Below are 16,958 nucleotides of genomic sequence, written 5' to 3' on the forward strand. Positions count from 1 at the left end.
ACGTAACAACCCTTGGTCTAGACCTTGACAGGTCCAGACCAATGCCGTTCGGTGTGGGTTACCCCCACGGAAGGACGGAACTCATGCTGAGACGCGTCACCACCCTGCTCGCGGCATTCGCCATGGCCATCGGGCTCGCCGTCTTCATCCCCAGCACCGCGTCCGCGGCGGCCTGCGCTGCCGCGTGGAACTCCTCGTCGGTCTACACGGGCGGCATGTCCGCCTCGTACAACGGCCGCAACTACCAGGCCAAGTGGTGGACCCAGAACGAGCGTCCGGGCTCCGCGGACGTCTGGGCGGACCAGGGCACCTGTACCGGCGGAGGCGGCGGCAACCCGCAGCCGTCGGGCTTCGTGGTCAGCGAGGCGCAGTTCAACCAGATGTTCCCGGGCCGCAACTCCTTCTACAGCTACAGCGGTCTGACCGCCGCGCTCAGCGCCTACCCGGCGTTCGCGAAGACCGGAAGCGACACCGTGAAGAAGCAGGAGGCCGCGGCCTTCCTGGCGAACGTCTCCCACGAGACGGGCGGGCTGGTCCACATCGTGGAGCAGAACACCGCCAACTACCCGCACTACTGCGACCGCAGCCAGCCCTACGGCTGCCCGGCCGGCCAGGCCGCCTACTACGGTCGCGGACCGATCCAGCTCAGCTGGAACTTCAACTACAAGGCAGCGGGCGACGCGCTGGGCATCAACCTGCTCGCCGACCCCTGGCGCGTCGAGCGCGAATCGGCCGTCGCCTGGAAGACCGGCCTCTGGTACTGGAACACCCAGAACGGTCCCGGCACCATGACCCCGCACAACGCCATGGTCAACAGCCGCGGCTTCGGCGAGACGATCCGCAGCATCAACGGCTCGCTGGAGTGCAACGGCGGCAACCCCGGCCAGGTGCAGAGCCGGGTCACCAAGTACCAGCAGTTCACCCAGATCCTGGGCGTCGCCCCCGGCGGCAACCTGTACTGCTGACCCTGTGCGGTGCGCGGCCCTGCGGTGAGACGGCAGGGCCGCGCACCGGTCAGCGGGTCCAGGCGGTGAAGCGCGACCAGGCGTCAGGTGCGACGGTGAAGGCGGGGCCCCCGGGGTTCTTGGAGTCGCGCACGTGGACGGCGTCGGGGCAGGTAGCGACCTCGATGCACTCGCCGCCGCTGCTGCTGCTGTAGCTCGACTTGTGCCAGGAGAAGGCGACCTCGATGCAGTCGCCACCGCTGGCATTGCTGTAGCTGGACTTGTGCCAGTGCAGCGTCTCGCTCATCTCAGCTCTCCTGCCAACCTCTCGATGAGGCCCAGCGATTCACGGGGATCCAGGGCCTGTGCCCGGATCTTCGCATACCGCTGCATGTACGTACTCACCTTTGCAGGGTCGGCGATCAGCAGGCTTTCCTCCTGGGATTCCAGGTAGGTCAGGTGCTCGTGGGTCGGCGTCTCGACCAGATTCAGTCCGCCGTGACCGCCTGCGTACTCGCCCCCGAAACCGCAGTCCATGAGCAGCACCTGCAACGTCACATTCCGCCGCCGCGCGCACTCCGCCAGGTGCAGCAACTGCGCCCGCATCACCTCCGGGTTCCCGATCCCCCTCCGTAACACCGATTCCTCCACGATCAGCTCGATCAGTGCCACCGGCTCCCGGTCGAACAGCACCCTGCGGGCGAGCCGCGCCTCGACCAGCTCCTCGACGCGGGGCTCGGGCAGGGGCGGGTAGCCGCCGCCGATCAGTGCCCGTGCGTACGCCTCGGTCTGGAACAGGCCGTGGACCACCAGCGTCGCGTACAGCGACAGGCCCACCGCCTTCTGCTCCAGCAGGACGTAGTCCTTGAACTGCGCCGGGTACTTGTCCAGCCGCACGTACTCCCGCGCCTGCTCGAAGATCCCCGTCCCGCTGCCCAGCACCCGCTCCAGCTGCACCAGCATGTCGTCGCTCGCCGGCTGCGCGAAGGTCTCCATCGCGCTCACGGCCGCGCCCGAGTAGCCGAGTTCGCTTCCCAGTTGTTCCTGCGTCAGTCCCTGCCGGATACGCAGGTTCTTGGCGACGTTCGCCACCAAACGCGTCGCCGGACCCGCCGTTTCCTTGTTCTCCGCTCGCGCCATTTCTGATCACCACTTCGACTCGACCGGACTCAACCGGTCTCAACCGGAACTCGTCGAATTCAACCCGCCTCAAGGGGCGTTGGTGCAGGTCAAGACGTACGCAACGGCTCCTTCAGGCTCTGGAAAACGCTATCCGTGGTCACCGAGGATGTCGTCGTGGATACGCAAAGTCGCCAAGTAAACCTGGACTGGATTCCGGCTTCCGGATTCCAACTCCGCAAAGCAGGTGTGCAATTCGACGCGGCGCGCGTCGACGGTGAGGACGGCCGCCGGCTCGCCGATCTGCTGGAGGTGATGACGAACGGCGACCCCGGCCCCGTGGTCGCCGAAGCCTACGGACGGCGGTCGGTGTACTTCCTCGTACCGGTGGGCAGCACCGCGCACCGGCCGTGGCCGCGCGGGGTCACCCGGCTGGGCTCGGGCCCGGCGCACGTCAGTTTCATCCCCGTGCCCGCTCTACGGGGCCGCACCTGGCCGCTGTCCTGGCGGTTTCCGCCCACATCGGCCGGACGGTTCGTCCATCCCCTGCTGCTGTGGCACTCCGCGACGGTGGTGCTCAGCCGGTCTTCCGGTACGTGAGCGGCGCGCCGCCCGAGCCGACCAGTTCACGGACGATCGTGCCGTTCGACAGCTCCAGCCGGCTCCACTGGCCCGGTGAGCACTTCGTCCGGTCGCCGAACGTGACCTGGGTGGGGCCCAGTTCGAGCGGCGGACCGGAGGCCTGGAGCGTGGCCGACCAGCGGCAGTCGTAGGTGGGGCCGATACCGGAGAGGGTCATGACCTGTTCGCCCGAGGAGCCCTGGGTGATCGTCATGGTCCGGGTGTTGGTGCCGTCGGCGGTGTCGAAGGAGGACGTCCAGGTGCCGACGTACTCGGCCGGGACACCGCCCTCGGCCGTGCTCGGGCTGTTCGACGGCGTGCTCGACGGGCTGTCGGACGCGGACGGGGTGGTCGAGCCGGGGGTCTCCGGGCCCGAGGACGCCGGTCCCGGCTTGGGGTCCGCGGTCGTCTTCTTGTCCTTGTCGCCCATGAAGGCGTAGACGGACCCGCCGGCGCCGACCGCGACGATGAGCGCCACCACGATGAGGGCCGCCGTCCCGCGATTGCTCCTGGCCGGGGCCGCGGGCGGGGGCGTCAGCACGTACGGAGGCGGGGTCTGCTGGTACGGCGGCGTCTGGTGGTGGTGGGACGGCGGTGTCTGCTGGTAGTGCGCGTACGGCGGTGTCTGCTGCGGCCCGGGGTGCTGCTGCGGGTAGCCGTACGGCAGCGGGGGCGGGGGAGTGGGCGGCGGGGTCGACGTGGGTGCCTTCGGCGGGGCGGTGACGGTCGGCGGGTGCTCGGGCGCCGCCTTCGCCGGGCCGGCGGGCTGCTCGACCTCCAGCAACTGCACGGCGTGACGGCCGAGCTGGGCGATCAGCGCGCCCGGCAGCCAGGGCTCGTCGTCCTCGTCGGTGACCGTGCGCTCCAGGATCTCGTCGAGACCCGGCCGCGCCTCGGGATCCTTGTTCAGGCAGGCCCGGACGAGTTCGTCGAGGTCCTCGGGCAGCCCTTCGAGGTCCGGTTCCTCCTGCGCGATACGGAACATCAGCGCGTGCACGCCGCTGTCGGCCGAGCCGAAGGGGAGCCGGCCCGTCGCGGTGAAGGCGAGGACCGCGCCGAGGCAGAAGATGTCGCACGCGGCGGTGACCCGGTCGCCGCGCACCTGCTCGGGCGCCATGAAGCCGGGGGAACCGACGAGCGCACCGGTCCGGGTGAGACCGCCGTCGGTGACCGTCTCCAGCGCCCTGGCTATCCCGAAGTCGATGACCCGGGGGCCGTCGATGGTGATCAGGATGTTGGACGGCTTCAGGTCGCGGTGGATGAGGTCCGCGCCGTGGATGCTGCGCAGGGCGTGCGCGAGACCGGACGCGAGGATGCGGACCGACCGTACGGGGAGCGGGCCGTGGCCGCCGGAGACGACCGAGTGCAGCGAGGGACCCGCGACATAGCCGGTGGCCACCCACGGCACGGGCGCCTCGGTGTCGGCGTCGAGCACGGGCGCCGTCCACTGCCCGCCGACCCGCAGGGCGGCCCGGACCTCCTGGCGGAAGCGCGCCCGGAACTCCTCCTGTTCGGCGAGTTCCTGGCGTACGAGCTTCACGGCGACCGTGCGGCCGCGGTCGTTGCGCGCGAGGTACACCTGGCCCATGCCGCCCGCTCCGAGCCGGGCGAGCAGCCTGTACTCACCGATGTGCTGCGGATCCCCTGGTGCCAGCTGGTCCATCGCCGCGCGCCTCCCCCGAAGTCTTCTGTTGGACGGACCGAGAATAGTGCGGTCCGTGCCACGGCAAGTAGGTCAGTATCCGACCTGCATGCCGCCTACGGTCGGTCTCGCGCAAGCGCACCCCGAGCGCCCCGGTGACCACGTCCGGTGCGCGCGACCCGTATGCGAGGAGACTGCCATGACCGTCAAGCCGGTTCCCGAGGGATACACCAGCGTCACACCGTGGATCATCGGCCAGGACACCGCGGGCGTCATCGAGTTCCTGAAGGCGGCGTTCGGGGCGGTGGAGCTCGGCCGGATGACGGACGAGAACGGCCGCATCGGCCATGCCGAGGTGCGGATCGGGGACGCGGTGGTGATGCTCTTCGACGCCCCGGGGGCCGACTGGCCGCCGACGCCCGCCTTCCTGCGGCTGTACGTCGAGGACGCGGCGGCCGTGCACCGCAGGGCGGTCGAGGCCGGCGGACTGTCGGTGACCGAGGTGACGCACCTCTTCTTCGGCGACCGGGTGGGCCGGGTGCGCGACCCCTTCGGCAACCTCTACTGGATCCAGACGCACATCGAGGACGTGAGCGAGGAGGAGATGGAGCGTCGCCTCGGCGACCCCGTCTTCACCGAGGCGATGGACTACGTCACGAGCGCGGACTTCTTTCCCGGGGTCCGCTGATCGCCTCCAGCGCCTTGGACAGCTCCTCCAGGACTCGCGCCGTCTCGGCGAACCGCTCGGGACCCAGTGCCTCGGCGAGACGGCCGGCCAGCTCGGCATGGCCCGGGTCGATCCGGGAGATCGCCGAGCGGCCCTCGTCGGTCGGACGCAGCAGCTTGGCCCGGCGGTGCGCGGGGTTGGGCTCGTAGGCCGCGAGGCCCCGCTCGACCAGGAGGTCGGCGATCCGCTGCACGCTCTGGCGCGTGATGCCCATGTCCCGGGCGATCCCGGCGACCGGCTGCGGCACCCGCACCACCGCTCCGAGGACCTGCCACCAGGACGCGGTCAGTCCGACGTCCTTCGCCAACTCGTCGGAGACCGTGAGGAACTGGCCGTTCAGCCGGAAGACGCCGAGCGCCGTCCGGGTGAGCAGATCCTGTTCTTCGCGGCTCACGATTCGAGGACCGCGAAGGCGGAGGCGTCCGAGTCGTGGAACAGCCGGTACCAGGCGTCCAGCTTCTCGCCCTCGTACACGCCGAGCCTGGCGAAGACCTCGCGGGCGAGGGCGACGGGCTCGGTCGGGCCCGCGGTGATCAGGTCGCCGTCGGTGACGGCGTCCGCCTCCCGGTAGTGCTCGCCGCCCTTGTAGCCGGTGGCGGCGAGGTAGAATGAGACGGCGCTGGTGTGGTCGCGGTCGTCCAGCAGACCCTCGCGCGCCAGTCCGGCGGTGGCGCCGCAGATGGCGGCGACCGGGACACCCGCGTCGAGGAAGGTGCGCGCGGCGGCGGCGAATGGCGCGAGGTCGTCGCCGGCGTCCCAGAGGTGGGCGCCGGTGAGGATCAGCAGCGCGCTGTCCGCGGGGTCGAGGTCCGCGAGTGCGAGGTCGGGCTGGACACGGACGCCGCCCATGGTGGTGACCGGGTCGGTGGTGAGGCCGACGGTCCGGACCGTGAAGCCGTTCTGGGTCAGATGAGCGGTGGTGTGGCCCGTCTCCCAGTCGGCGAAGGTGTCGTAGACGGCGAGATGAACGGTGGTGCGGGTCATGGTGCCCTCCTCGTTCGGTATGACAGAAGACTGTCATGTCGACAGGATGCTGTCAATGTCCTTCGAGGGGTCGAAGCACCCGACAGAACGCCGATGAAAGTGGCCGAGGCCATACAGGGTGGCCATGTCGGCCCTCACCTGCGCGTCCTTACGCTGGGCCGCATGACCCCTCATGCCGATGCCGATCCCCAGGCCGGCGCCGCCGTCAAGGCGGCCGACCGTGCGCACGTCTTCCACTCGTGGTCCGCCCAGGGCCTGATCGACCCGCTCGCCGTCGCCGGCGCCGAGGGTTCGTACTTCTGGGACTACGACGGGAACCGCTATCTCGACTTCACCAGCGGCCTCGTCTACACCAACATCGGGTACCAGCACCCGAAGGTCGTCGCCGCGATCCAGGAGCAGGCGGGCCGGCTGACGACCTTCGCGCCCGCCTTCGCCGTCGAGGCCCGCTCCGAGGCGGCCCGGCTGATAGCCGAGCGCACCCCCGGCGACCTCGACAAGATCTTCTTCACCAACGGCGGCGCCGAGGCCGTCGAGAACGCCATCCGGATGGCCCGTCTGCACACGGGCCGCCCGAAGGTGCTCTCGGCCTACCGCTCGTACCACGGCGGCACCGCGACCGCGATCAACGTCACCGGCGACCCCCGGCGCTGGGCGAACGACAACGGCACGGCGGGAGTCGTCCACTTCTGGGGACCCTTCCTCTACCGCTCCCCGTTCTACGCGTCGACCGAGGCCGAGGAGTGCGCGCGGGCGCTCCAGCACCTCGAGGACACCATCGCGTTCGAGGGCCCCTCGACGATCGCGGCGATCATCCTGGAGACGATCCCCGGCACGGCCGGAATCATGGTCCCGCCGCCCGGCTACCTCGCGGGCGTTCGCGAGATCTGTGACCGCCACGGCATCGTGTTCGTCCTGGACGAGGTGATGGCGGGCTTCGGCCGCACCGGCAAGTGGTTCGCCGCGGACCACTTCGACGTGGTGCCCGACCTGCTGACCTTCGCCAAGGGCGTCAACTCCGGGTATGTGCCGCTGGGCGGTGTCGCCATCTCCGCGGAGATCGCGGCGACCTTCGAGACCCGGCCGTACCCCGGCGGCCTCACCTACTCCGGCCACCCGCTGGCCTGCGCGGCGGCCGTCGCGACGATCCAGGTGATGGAGGACGAGAAGGTCGTCGAGCACGCGGCCCACATCGGCGAGACGGTCCTCGGCCCGGGCCTGCGCGACCTGGCCGAACGCCACCCGAGCGTGGGCGAGGTGCGGGGCACGGGCGTGTTCTGGGCGCTTGACCTGGTCCGCGACCGCGAGACGCGTGAGCCGCTGGTGCCGTACAACGCGACGGGTTCGGCGGCGGCGCCGATGGGGGCGTTCGCGGCGGCGTGCAAGGCGAACGGCCTGTGGCCCTTCGTGAACATGAACCGGACGCACGCGGTGCCGCCGTGCAATGTGAGCGAGGCGGAGGCGAAGGAGGGGCTGGCGGCGCTGGACGTGGCGCTGTCGGTGGCGGACGAACGCGTGGCCTGAGGGCGGGCGGTCCAGCCCCGCCACGGCTTCGGGCTGTGGCGGGGCTCCGCCCCGGACCCTGTGCGGCGAGGCCCGGTAGGTCAGCCCGTCCGGCGTTTGAGGACACGGCCGTGGGCCGGCCGTACCCGGGGCTCCGCCCCGGACCCCGCGCCTCCATCGCCGGCGGAGCCGGGACTTCCGGCCTGTTCGCACGGTCGGGCCGGCGGCGGGGCAGGGCTTGCGCCTCCTCGCACGGTCGAGCCCACCGCGGGGCGGGGCTTGCGGCCTGTTCGACAGTCGAGCGCGCCCCGGCCCCGGCCCCGTACCCGGCACTGCACGCGTCACCCGCCGGGCGGCGCCATCGGTGGCTCCACCTCCAGGAACCTGCGGTTGCGCGGGCCCTTGTAGAGCAGCGCCTCCCAGCCCGCCGACGTCAGCACCCGCGCGCACTCCGACAGCCGCTGTTCCTCCTCCTGGGCGGCGCCGCTGCCCGGCGGGCCCAGCCAGTCCACCCACACCACGCCCGCCCGGTCGGCGGTGCGCACGCGGTACCCCGTCGCGGTGCGCGCACCCTCCACGTCCGTCGCCGACGGCGACAGGCCGCCCGCCTCCAGCGCCAGGGCCACCGCGCGGACCGTCCGACGCAGCTCCCACTCCGCCGGTGCCGCGCCCGTCAGGCTGCGTATCTGCAGCAGACCCTGGTACGCCGTCCGCACCTGCGCGGCCCGGTCCCGGTCCGCGAGCAGCTCCGCCGGGCCGTCGCCCGTGGCCGCCTCGAAGACGTCGGTCATGTCCGCCTCCCTGTGGGCATGTTCCGTCTCCCTCGTGATTGCGCCGTGCGGTCCTGCCGGTCCCGTGTGCCCCGGACCGCGCTGGACGCTTGGTCCCGTCGCAGGTCATTCACCCGTGCCTCACCCGGTTCGTCGGCACTGGCCTATCGTGTCCGGGACCCCCGGCGAAGGAGAAGCCATCGATGCGCGGCACCGGCAGTACCGCTGTCACCCGCAGCACTCTGCGGCAACAGATCGCGGACGCGCTGCGTGACGAGGTGCTCGCGGGACGTCTGAAGCCCGGTGAGGAGTTCACCGTCAAGCAGATCGCCGACCAGTACGGCGTCTCGGCCACACCGGTGCGCGAGGCCCTTGTCGATCTGTCCGCGCAGGGCCTTCTCGACTCGGACCAGCACCGCGGCTTCCGCGTGCACCGGTTCACCGTCGACGACTACCGCCGCATGGTGGACGCCCGTTCGCTGGTCATCGACGGCATCTTCCGCCAGGCGGAGCGCCAGGGCCGCAGCACCGTGCCCAGCAAGGCGCTGGTGTCGGTGCGCCGCCGTGCCGAGGAGGCCGCACGCGCCGCCCGCGGCGGCGACCTCGACATCCTCATCGGCTACGACCTGCGCTTCTGGAACGAGCTCGGCGCTGTCGTCGCCAACACCTACATCTCCGAGTTCCTGCACCGGCTGCGCGTCCAGGCATGGGTGTTCGCCGTCCCGTTCCTGCGGGCGGACTCCGAGCTGCGGGACTGGCTGTGGAACGGGCACGAGGATCTCATCGACGCCATCACCGAGGGCGACCTGGCGGCCGCCCGCACCGTCGTCGACAGTTACAACGACCATGCGCTCGCCTGGGCGGATCGGCTGGAGCAGTGAGCGTGGACCTGAGCGTCGTCGTCCCGGCGTACAACGAGGAGAGCAGACTTCGGCCCACCCTGGAGGCGATCTGCGCCCATCTGCGCGCGGAGCCCGGCCGCTGGGGGGACTGGGAGCTGATCGTCGTCGACGACGGGTCCACCGACTCCACCGCCAAGATCGCCCGGGAGGCCGCGGCCGACGAGCCGCGGATCCATGTGGTCGCGAGCGAGGACAACCGCGGCAAGGGCAACGCCCTGCGGCAGGGCGTGCTCGCCTCGTACGGCCGGCGGGTACTGGTCACCGACGCGGACCTCGCGACGCCCATCGAGGAGCTGGACCGCCTCGACAAGCAGCTCGCCGCCGAGGACAGCGCGGCGGCGATCGGCTCGCGCGCGCACCCCGACTCCACGATCGAGGTCCACCAGCGGCGGACCCGCGAGTGGCTCGGCCGGATGGGCAACCGGCTCATACGCACCGTCGCCGTCCCCGGGATCCACGACACCCAGTGCGGATTCAAGCTCTTCGACGGTGACAAGGCGCGCGCCGCCTTCGCCGATTCACGGCTCGACGGGTGGGGCATCGACGTCGAGATACTCCGCCACTTCCGGCGCGAGGGCTGGCCGGTCACGGAGGTCCCGGTGCGCTGGTCGCACCAGGAGGGCTCCAAGGTCAGACCGCTGGACTACGGCAAGGTCCTGCTGGAACTCGTCCATCTGCGGGCCCGTGCGGTGCGGCGGACCGACCTCCTGGTCGTCGGCCTCTTCCTCGTCGCGGCGCTCTTTCTCTACAAGGACCTGTGGGCCGACCTCGGCCACGGCTACCTCGACGACGCGGGACAGGACCAGAACCAGTGGGAGTGGTTCTTCGCCGTCACCGCCGACAACGTGATCCATCTGCGCAATCCGCTGTTCACGACGCTCCAGGGGCATCCCGACGGCGTGAACCTGATGGCGAACACCGTGATGCTCGGGCTCTCCGTCCCGCTCACCCCGGTGACCCTGCTGCTGGGCCCGACCGTCACCTGGGCACTCGTGCTCACCCTCGGCCTCGCCGCGACCGCCTCGTCCTGGTACTGGCTGATCGCCCGCCGGCTCATCGACAACCGGTGGGCCGCGGCCGTCGGAGCGGGCCTCGCCGCCTTCGCGCCGCCGATGATCTCGCACGGCAACGCGCACCCCAACTTCCTGGTGCTGTTCATGATCCCGGTGATCGTGGACCGCGCCTTGCGGCTGTGCGAGGGCCGCGCGGTCGTGCGCGACGGCGTGCTCCTCGGCCTCTTCGCGACGTACCAGATCTTCCTCGGCGAGGAGCCGCTGCTGCTCGCGGCGATGGGCATGCTGTTCTTCGCCCTCGCGTACGCGCTCGTGCGGCGCGATGCGGCCCGTACGGCCTGGCGGCCGCTGCTGCGCGGGATCACGGTCGCGCTCGCGGTGTGCCTGCCGCTGGTCGCCTTCCCGCTGGGCTGGCAGTTCTTCGGACCGCAGAGCTACACGAACGTGCTGCACGGCGACAACACCGCCAACGGACCGCGCGCCTTCCTGGAGTTCGCGGGACGCTCGCTGATGGGCACGGACGAGCGCGCCGACCGGCTCGCCATGAACCGCACCGAGCAGAACGCCTTCTTCGGCTGGCCGCTCGTCGCGCTCACCACGGCGATCGTGGTGCGGCTGTGGCGGCTCGCGGCGGTGAAGGCGCTGGCGTTCACGGCGTTCGCTGCGGCCTTCCTCTCGCTCGGCTCGACGTTCCGCATCCCGTACACCGACATCGTGCTGACCGGCCCCTGGCGGGCGCTCGCCCACCAGCCGCTCTTCGAGTCCGTCATCGAGTCGCGGTTCGCGATGATCTGCGCGCCGGCGCTCGGCATCCTCCTCGCGCTCGCCGTCGACCGGCTGGCCGTCACGAAGGATCGGGTCCATCAGGTCGTGGGTCTCGCGGCGGTGGCGGCGGCGCTGCTGCCGGTGCTGCCGACGCCGTACCCGGTGCGCGAGCGGCAGGACGTGCCGGAGTTCATCACACGGGGCATGTACCGCGCGTACCTCGCCGAGGGCGAATCCATGGTCACCGTGCCGCTGCCGTCCCCCGCCGGTGCGGAGGCCCTGCACTGGCAGTCGGCCACCACGCTGGACTTCCCGGTCGCGGGCGGCTACTTCAACGGCCCCTGGGGACCGGACCGTATCGGCATCTACGGCGCCACCCCGCGGCACACCTCCAACCTCTTCAGTGAGGTCCGCAACTCCGGACAGGTCCCGGTGATCGGCCCCAACTGGCAGGCCCAGGCCCGCGCGGACCTGGAGGCGTGGCGGGCGGGTGTCGTGGTGCTCCAGCCGCAGTACAACGCCGAGGCGCTCCATGCGACGGTGGAGAAACTGCTCGGAAAGCCGGGCAGGCGAGTGGGCGGCGTATGGGTATGGGATGTGGGAACGTCCAGGGACACTGGCGCAGGGGAGCGGTGACGGCAGGTGACCGGCCCCCTTCGCCGAACGTGTCCGTGGCACTACTCTGTCCCGACCATCGCACGACTGTCGCGCCGACCGTGCCCGATCCTGCTGGAGAGCGAGCCTTCCCTTGGCCTGTGACCTGTGGCTGGTCCCCCTCGTCGATGTGCTGTGCCACAGCCCCGACAACCCCTTCGCCGAAGAGATCGCGTCGTACGACAAGGCGCTGACCGACTCCGGTCTGCCGACAGTGCCCGTCTTCGCCTACATGCCGGGCCTGTCGGGCGATGTCGCCCCGGTCGCCGGCTTCGACTACGACGCGCTGCACTTCCTGCGGCGTGCCTACCTGCTCCAGCTGTGCGGACTCGCCGTCACCCCGGTCGACGAACTGGGAGGTGACTACGAGCAGTTGCTGGAGATGTTCGAGTCGACGGCCCAGCAGTCGCACCTGGTGTGGCACTACGACCACGCCGGGGCGTACGTCCCGGTGGACTTCGCGTCCCCGCTGTTCAACGAGGAACTGCTCGCGGGCGGCGGCCCTCTCGGCTCCACCCAGGGGCTGCTGAGGGAACTGGAATTCGTCGCGCCCGCGATCGGCATCGACGCGGCGAACCCGCCGGCCGCGCCGCAGCCACCGGACCGCCCGACGTCCCTGGAGGAGCCGGCGGGCCCCATTCCGTACGACGAGAGCCCCTTCGCCCGGGAGCGGCACGTGTGGCTGGGTCTGCACGCGGCGGCGACGCGGAGCCTGGGGCAGGGCTCGATGATCATTTTCAGCTGAGAGCCCCGGCCGGGATCGTCGGACGGGCCATATCCACCGACGCACATCCGCAGCACATGCAGGGAACGGGCAGCCGTAAGCTGCGCGACACCTCCGGCCGGTAGGACCGGTGCATGTCACAGACGAGCACCCCGGTGACGGGGGAGAACGCGGACGAAGCTCTCCCCCGGCCGACGAGTTTCGCGGACGTCAAGGGCTGGTTCTGGCCGGTGGACCAGCTGCTCTTCGACTGGTTCCTCGGCCATCAGCGCGACACGGACCCCGATGGCCGGGGGGATCTGCTGGAGCTCGGCGCGTACCTCGGCAAGAGCGCGATCTTCACCGCGGGTTATCTGCGCGACGGTGAGGAGTACACGGTCTGCGACCTGTGGGACTCACCGGCGCCGGACGACCCCAACGGCGCGGAGATGAACCGGTCGTACGCGACCCTCACCCGGCGCGCCTTCGAGGCGAACTACCTGTCCTTCCACGACGAGTTGCCGCGCATGGTGCAGGCGCCGACCTCGGTGATCACCTCGAAGGTACGCCCCGGCAGCTGCCGCTTCGTCCACGTCGACGCGTCGCACCTGTACGAGCACGTCCACGGGGACATCGCGGCGGCGAAGGAACTGCTGCAACCCGAGGGCATCGTGTCCTTCGACGACTTCCGGGCGGAGCACTGCCCGGGGGTCTCGGCGGCGGTGTGGGGCGCGGTGGCGACCTCGGGCCTGAAGCCGGTCGTGATCACCGGAACGAAGCTGTACGGCACCTGGGGCGACCCCGCACCGCTGACGGCAGCGCTCCTGGACTTCCTGGCGGACCGGACGGATCTGTGGCACGGGGTGGAGGAGGTGGCGGGCCGCCCGCTGATCCGCATCAAGGGCAACAAGGCGAAGCCCCCGGCGCACCCGAAGTCCCGCCACGAACCGCTCCCGCCCCCGCCGCCGACCCCGGTGACGCCCCCACCACTCCCGACACGCCCCCGCCCTTCACGCACCCGCCGCCTGGCGAAGGACCTGCTGCCACCGGTGGTGACGAGGGCGCTGACGTCACGTCGTCCGTAGGCTCGCGGGGTGCGGTCGGTGCGGGGCGGGGGTGTGCGTGCGGTCGGCACCGGGCGGGGTGCGTGTGCGGTCTGCTCGCTGCCGGCACGGCCTGCGGCCGTGTCCTCAATCGCCGGACGGGCTTGATTGTGCGGCCACGTCTTTGCCTGCACGGCCTGCGGCCATGTCCTCAATCGCCGGACGGGCTTGGGCGCCCCGCACATCAGGCCGCGGGGCAGGCACCTCGCACCGAGGCTGGGCATGGGCCCGCATTTCAAGCCCCGCCGGCGATTGAGGCGCGGGTCCGGTCAACCGGTCGAGCCTGGGATGGGGGCCGCACTTCGTGCCCCTGAGCGGTCGATCGGGGCATGGGGCTGCACTTCAAGCCCCGCCGGTGTTTGAGGCGTGGGCTCCGGTCAACCGGTCGAGCCTGGGATGGGGGCTGCACTTCGTGCCCCCTGGGCGGTCGATCGGGGCATGGGGGTGCACTTCCAGCCTCGCCGGTGTTTGAGGCGCGGGTTCGGGTCGAGGGCCCGAGCTCGGGATGGGGGCTGCACTTCGTGCCCCCTGGGCGGTCGATCGGGGCATGGGGCTGCACTTCAAGCCCCGCCGGCGTTTGAGGCGCGGGTTCGGGTCGAGGGCCCGAGCCCGGGATGGGGGCTGCACTTCGTGCCCCCTGGGCGGTCGATCGGGGCATGGGGGTGCATTTCCAGCCTCGCCGGCGATTGAGGCGCCGGGTCCGGGGCGGAGCCCCGCAAGGGGGGCACATTGCACATTCAGCCCGTCCGGCGATTGAGGACACCGCCGCAGGCGGTACAGCTGCACACAGGGGCCGGCGCCCAGCAGCCAGGGGCCCTGGGGCCAAACCCCAGGCGTCAGCGCGGCGACTCCGGCGGCCGCTGCCGCGGCATGTTCGGCCGCGTCCCCGGCGGCAACGGCATCCGCCCCCCACCCGCCTCCCGCCCCGCTCCGACCCCGCCGCCCCCCGGCACCCCCACCGACTGCACCAGCGGCCCCGGCGCACCCCGGAACTCCACCATCCAGTCCGCCGTCTCCCCCCGCACCAGCTCCGTCACGTCCTCGGAGAACCGCCGCAGCACCCCCAGGCACCGGTCCGCCGCCTCACCGGCCGTGCCCTCCGCGGGGCCGAGCACCTCCCGTACACACTCCGACGCCCAGTCGAACTGAAGTGCCTGGAGCCTGCGTTGCACCGCCTGCGCGGTCGCCACATCGCGCATCCAGCCGGAGGTCACCCCGAAGTACCGGTCGCAGCCCAGACACGCGGCGCCGAGTAACAGCAGTACATAGCCCCACCCGGCCGCCCCGGGCAGCGCACCCGTGAGGTCGAGGAGCGGGAGGACCGCCCCGGCGATGGCCCCTGCCGCCGTACCGATCCGCAGCAGCCGTCCCGCGAGCCGCTTGCGGACCCGGTCGTGGAGGTACCACTCCGCCGTGCGCAGCGCGCCCGTCTCCACCCAGCGGTACAGCTCGTCGAGCCGTTCCGCGGGCTCTCCCCAGTTGCCGAGCGGAAAGACCCGGCCGGTCAGGTCACCGCGCGGTACCTCGCCGCGTTCCTCCCGGGCCGGCCCCCCGGGCTGCATCTCCGGCTGGCTCACCGGGGCACTCCTCTACGACGTGATGGCGGCGTGACACTGCGTGACGGGCGGTGCGCACGTGCACCCGGTGCACTGTGATGCGCCGATGCGCATGCTCTTCCTACCGCCGAATGGTGGGCTGCGTGCCGGAAATCCTGGTATTTCCGCCCCTACGAGGTCCTTGATCAGCTAGGGGTGCCACGCCCTGGTCACTCGAAAGAGTTGTCACGACAGGGTGCGGCGCGCCGCCCGGTGACCACGTAGGCTCGGCTTACCGAACAACCGTCGTCGAAGTGCCTGGAGTGACCGTGATTCCCGGTGGTGGCCAGCCCAATATGCAGCAGCTCCTTCAGCAGGCCCAGAAGATGCAGCAGGACCTCGCACAGGCGCAGGAGGAGCTGGCGCAGACCGAGGTCGAGGGCCAGGCGGGCGGCGGGCTGGTGAAGGCCACCGTCACCGGCTCCGGCGATCTGCGGGGCCTGGTGATCGACCCCAAGGCCGTCGACCCCGAGGACACCGAGACCCTGGCCGACCTCGTGGTCGCCGCCGTCCAGGCCGCCAACGAGAACGCGCAGCAGCTCCAGCAGCAGAAGCTCGGCCCGCTCACACAGGGTCTCGGCGGCATGCCGGGACTGGGCTTCTAAGGCCCGGGCACACCAACTACCGTACGTAGAGCCACAGAAGAAGGAAGGCGTCCGTTGTACGAAGGCGTGGTTCAGGACCTCATCGACGAACTGGGCAGGCTGCCCGGCGTCGGTCCCAAGAGCGCGCAGCGGATCGCCTTCCACATCCTTCAGGCGGAACCGACCGACGTCCGCCGCCTCGCGCACGCACTGCTCGAGGTGAAGGACAAGGTCCGCTTCTGTGCGGTGTGCGGCAACGTCGCACAGCAGGAGCAGTGCAACATCTGCCGCGACCCGCGCCGTGACCAGTCGGTCATCTGCGTGGTGGAGGAGCCGAAGGACGTCGTCGCGATCGAGCGGACCCGCGAGTTCCGGGGCCGCTACCACGTACTCGGCGGGGCCATCAGCCCCATCGAGGGCGTCGGCCCCGACGACCTGCGGATCCGTGAGCTGCTGACCCGCCTGGCGGACGGCACGATCACCGAGCTGATCCTGGCCACGGACCCCAATCTGGAGGGCGAGGCCACCGCCACGTATCTGGCGCGCATGATCAAGCCGATGGGCCTGAAGGTCACCCGGCTGGCCAGTGGTCTGCCCGTGGGGGGAGACTTGGAATACGCCGACGAGGTCACGCTGGGGCGTGCCTTCGAGGGGAGACGACTTCTCGATGTCTGACGCCGCACTGCACGCAACGAGCCAGGACCCCGACTCCTTCGCGGTCCAGATCGCCGACTCGATCGAGTCCTTCATCGTCGCCACCACGGAAGTCGCCAAGGGTGACGAGCCCGACAGCGCTGTGCCCTTCCTGCTGCTGGAGGTCTCCCAACTCCTGCTGACCGGCGGGCGGCTGGGCGCACACGAGGACATCGTCCCGGACGAGCGCTACGAGCCGGACACCGGACCCGACCTGGACGTGGACGATCTGCGCGAGCGTTTCGCCGTGCTGCTCGACCCGGTGGACGTCTTCTCCGAGGTCTTCGACCCGTACGAGCCGCGCAAGGCCCCGGTCGCGTACCGGATCTCCGACAACCTCGCGGACGTCGTCACCGATCTGCGCCACGGTCTCGCCCACTACCGCGCCGGGCGGACCAGCGAGGCGCTGTGGTGGTGGCAGTTCTCCTACTTCTCCAACTGGGGTCCGACCGCGTCGGCGACCCTGCGCGCGCTCCAGTCGCTGGTCTCCCACGTCCGTCTCGACCAGCCGCTGGACGAGCTGGACGGTCTGGACACGGACGAGGACCTCGCCGACGACGCGCTGGCCGAGGAGGCCGGCAAGGTCATGGCCGAGGAGATCGCCGGCCCGCTGGGACTGCGCACCGTCACCTGACG

The 16,958-nt window shown here is 70.9% G+C and carries 18 protein-coding genes; 11 read left to right on the plus strand and 7 right to left on the minus strand.

Annotated elements, in window-relative coordinates; genetic code table 11:
* Positions 1 to 83 precede the first annotated feature (83 nt).
* A complete protein-coding gene (locus ACFWU3_RS05435) occupies positions 84 to 965 on the plus strand; it encodes a glycoside hydrolase family 19 protein (protein WP_313945072.1) in 882 nt (293 codons plus the stop codon).
* A 49-nt stretch (positions 966 to 1,014) separates the two neighbouring features.
* On the opposite strand, the gene ACFWU3_RS05440 is transcribed toward ACFWU3_RS05435, so the two are convergent.
* Complete coding sequence (locus tag ACFWU3_RS05440; RefSeq protein WP_384431488.1) at positions 1,015 to 1,251, minus strand: DUF397 domain-containing protein; 237 nt, start codon at positions 1,249 to 1,251, stop codon at positions 1,015 to 1,017.
* A complete protein-coding gene (locus ACFWU3_RS05445) occupies positions 1,248 to 2,084 on the minus strand; it encodes a helix-turn-helix domain-containing protein (protein ID WP_384431491.1) in 837 nt (278 codons plus the stop codon). The genes ACFWU3_RS05440 and ACFWU3_RS05445 overlap by 4 nt, the downstream gene beginning before the upstream one ends.
* A 156-nt stretch (positions 2,085 to 2,240) precedes the next feature.
* Between ACFWU3_RS05445 and ACFWU3_RS05450 the strand changes: the two genes are divergently transcribed.
* Complete coding sequence (locus ACFWU3_RS05450) at positions 2,241 to 2,663, plus strand: hypothetical protein (protein WP_313945065.1); 423 nt, start codon at positions 2,241 to 2,243, stop codon at positions 2,661 to 2,663.
* Here the strand turns inward: ACFWU3_RS05450 and ACFWU3_RS05455 are convergent.
* Positions 2,641 to 4,347, minus strand: coding sequence for a protein kinase (locus tag ACFWU3_RS05455; RefSeq protein ID WP_384431496.1), 1,707 nt, complete (start codon positions 4,345 to 4,347; stop codon positions 2,641 to 2,643). The two genes, ACFWU3_RS05450 and ACFWU3_RS05455, sit on opposite strands and share 23 nt — an antisense overlap.
* Positions 4,348 to 4,525: 178 nt before the next feature.
* Between ACFWU3_RS05455 and ACFWU3_RS05460 the strand changes: the two genes are divergently transcribed.
* Positions 4,526 to 5,014: a VOC family protein gene (locus tag ACFWU3_RS05460; protein ID WP_384431499.1), complete on the plus strand. Its 489-nt coding sequence runs from the start codon at positions 4,526 to 4,528 to the stop codon at positions 5,012 to 5,014.
* On the opposite strand, the gene ACFWU3_RS05465 is transcribed toward ACFWU3_RS05460, so the two are convergent.
* Positions 4,980 to 5,447 (minus strand): MarR family winged helix-turn-helix transcriptional regulator, encoded by a 468-nt coding sequence (locus ACFWU3_RS05465; RefSeq protein WP_384431502.1) that lies wholly within the window; start codon positions 5,445 to 5,447, stop codon positions 4,980 to 4,982. The two genes, ACFWU3_RS05460 and ACFWU3_RS05465, sit on opposite strands and share 35 nt — an antisense overlap.
* Positions 5,444 to 6,037, minus strand: coding sequence for a DJ-1/PfpI family protein (locus tag ACFWU3_RS05470; RefSeq protein WP_384431505.1), 594 nt, complete (start codon positions 6,035 to 6,037; stop codon positions 5,444 to 5,446). The genes ACFWU3_RS05465 and ACFWU3_RS05470 overlap by 4 nt, the downstream gene beginning before the upstream one ends.
* A gap of 162 nt (positions 6,038 to 6,199) precedes the next feature.
* Here ACFWU3_RS05470 and ACFWU3_RS05475 point away from each other — a divergent pair, with 162 nt between their 5' ends.
* Positions 6,200 to 7,561, plus strand: coding sequence for an aspartate aminotransferase family protein (locus ACFWU3_RS05475; RefSeq protein ID WP_384431508.1), 1,362 nt, complete (start codon positions 6,200 to 6,202; stop codon positions 7,559 to 7,561).
* Between the two features lie 320 nt (positions 7,562 to 7,881).
* Here the strand turns inward: ACFWU3_RS05475 and ACFWU3_RS05480 are convergent, their stop codons facing one another.
* Positions 7,882 to 8,331: a hypothetical protein gene (locus tag ACFWU3_RS05480; RefSeq protein ID WP_384431510.1), complete on the minus strand. Its 450-nt coding sequence runs from the start codon at positions 8,329 to 8,331 to the stop codon at positions 7,882 to 7,884.
* 182 nt (positions 8,332 to 8,513) lie between these two features.
* On the opposite strand from ACFWU3_RS05480, the gene ACFWU3_RS05485 reads away from it, so the two are divergent.
* From ACFWU3_RS05485 to ACFWU3_RS05500, 4 genes are all read left to right on the plus strand, one after another.
* On the plus strand, positions 8,514 to 9,191 hold the full coding sequence (locus ACFWU3_RS05485) for a GntR family transcriptional regulator (protein WP_384431513.1): 678 nt from the start codon (positions 8,514 to 8,516) through the stop codon (positions 9,189 to 9,191).
* The gene (locus ACFWU3_RS05490) at positions 9,188 to 11,626 is read left to right on the plus strand and encodes a dolichyl-phosphate beta-glucosyltransferase (RefSeq protein ID WP_384431516.1); all 2,439 of its coding nucleotides are present in this window, start codon (positions 9,188 to 9,190) and stop codon (positions 11,624 to 11,626) included. The genes ACFWU3_RS05485 and ACFWU3_RS05490 overlap by 4 nt, the downstream gene beginning before the upstream one ends.
* Positions 11,627 to 11,738: 112 nt before the next feature.
* Positions 11,739 to 12,389, plus strand: a complete 651-nt coding sequence (locus ACFWU3_RS05495) for a hypothetical protein (protein WP_313945056.1) — start codon at positions 11,739 to 11,741, stop codon at positions 12,387 to 12,389.
* Between the two features lie 113 nt (positions 12,390 to 12,502).
* The gene (locus tag ACFWU3_RS05500; RefSeq protein WP_384431519.1) at positions 12,503 to 13,432 is read left to right on the plus strand and encodes a class I SAM-dependent methyltransferase; all 930 of its coding nucleotides are present in this window, start codon (positions 12,503 to 12,505) and stop codon (positions 13,430 to 13,432) included.
* An 854-nt stretch (positions 13,433 to 14,286) separates the two neighbouring features.
* On the opposite strand, the gene ACFWU3_RS05505 is transcribed toward ACFWU3_RS05500, so the two are convergent.
* Positions 14,287 to 15,027 (minus strand): SLATT domain-containing protein, encoded by a 741-nt coding sequence (locus ACFWU3_RS05505; RefSeq protein ID WP_384431522.1) that lies wholly within the window; start codon positions 15,025 to 15,027, stop codon positions 14,287 to 14,289.
* 287 nt (positions 15,028 to 15,314) lie between these two features.
* On the opposite strand from ACFWU3_RS05505, the gene ACFWU3_RS05510 reads away from it, so the two are divergent.
* The 3 genes from ACFWU3_RS05510 to ACFWU3_RS05520 are packed head-to-tail and all read left to right on the plus strand — an operon-like array spanning position 15,315 to position 16,956.
* Entirely contained in the window at positions 15,315 to 15,650 is a 336-nt protein-coding gene (locus ACFWU3_RS05510; RefSeq protein ID WP_384431714.1) for a YbaB/EbfC family nucleoid-associated protein, read from the plus strand.
* Positions 15,651 to 15,704: 54 nt separating this feature from the next.
* Positions 15,705 to 16,304, plus strand: coding sequence for a recombination mediator RecR (gene recR, locus ACFWU3_RS05515; RefSeq protein WP_352210275.1), 600 nt, complete (start codon positions 15,705 to 15,707; stop codon positions 16,302 to 16,304).
* Complete coding sequence (locus ACFWU3_RS05520) at positions 16,297 to 16,956, plus strand: DUF5063 domain-containing protein (RefSeq protein WP_313945052.1); 660 nt, start codon at positions 16,297 to 16,299, stop codon at positions 16,954 to 16,956. The genes recR and ACFWU3_RS05520 overlap by 8 nt, the downstream gene beginning before the upstream one ends.
* Positions 16,957 to 16,958: the final 2 nt, after the last annotated feature.

It is taken from the genome of Streptomyces sp. NPDC058685 (assembly GCF_042714725.1).
Classification (GTDB): domain Bacteria; phylum Actinomycetota; class Actinomycetes; order Streptomycetales; family Streptomycetaceae; genus Streptomyces.

Coding starts and splice junctions, on each gene's coding strand:
- ACFWU3_RS05435 (WP_313945072.1), top strand. CDS start 84: ATGCTGAGACGCGTCACCACCCTGCTCGCGGCATTCGCCATGGCCATC.
- ACFWU3_RS05440 (WP_384431488.1), bottom strand. CDS start 1,251: ATGAGCGAGACGCTGCACTGGCACAAGTCCAGCTACAGCAATGCCAGC.
- ACFWU3_RS05445 (WP_384431491.1), bottom strand. CDS start 2,084: ATGGCGCGAGCGGAGAACAAGGAAACGGCGGGTCCGGCGACGCGTTTG.
- ACFWU3_RS05455 (WP_384431496.1), bottom strand. CDS start 4,347: ATGGACCAGCTGGCACCAGGGGATCCGCAGCACATCGGTGAGTACAGG.
- ACFWU3_RS05460 (WP_384431499.1), top strand. CDS start 4,526: ATGACCGTCAAGCCGGTTCCCGAGGGATACACCAGCGTCACACCGTGG.
- ACFWU3_RS05470 (WP_384431505.1), bottom strand. CDS start 6,037: ATGACCCGCACCACCGTTCATCTCGCCGTCTACGACACCTTCGCCGAC.
- ACFWU3_RS05475 (WP_384431508.1), top strand. CDS start 6,200: ATGACCCCTCATGCCGATGCCGATCCCCAGGCCGGCGCCGCCGTCAAG.
- ACFWU3_RS05480 (WP_384431510.1), bottom strand. CDS start 8,331: ATGACCGACGTCTTCGAGGCGGCCACGGGCGACGGCCCGGCGGAGCTG.
- ACFWU3_RS05485 (WP_384431513.1), top strand. CDS start 8,514: ATGCGCGGCACCGGCAGTACCGCTGTCACCCGCAGCACTCTGCGGCAA.
- ACFWU3_RS05500 (WP_384431519.1), top strand. CDS start 12,503: ATGTCACAGACGAGCACCCCGGTGACGGGGGAGAACGCGGACGAAGCT.
- ACFWU3_RS05520 (WP_313945052.1), top strand. CDS start 16,297: ATGTCTGACGCCGCACTGCACGCAACGAGCCAGGACCCCGACTCCTTC.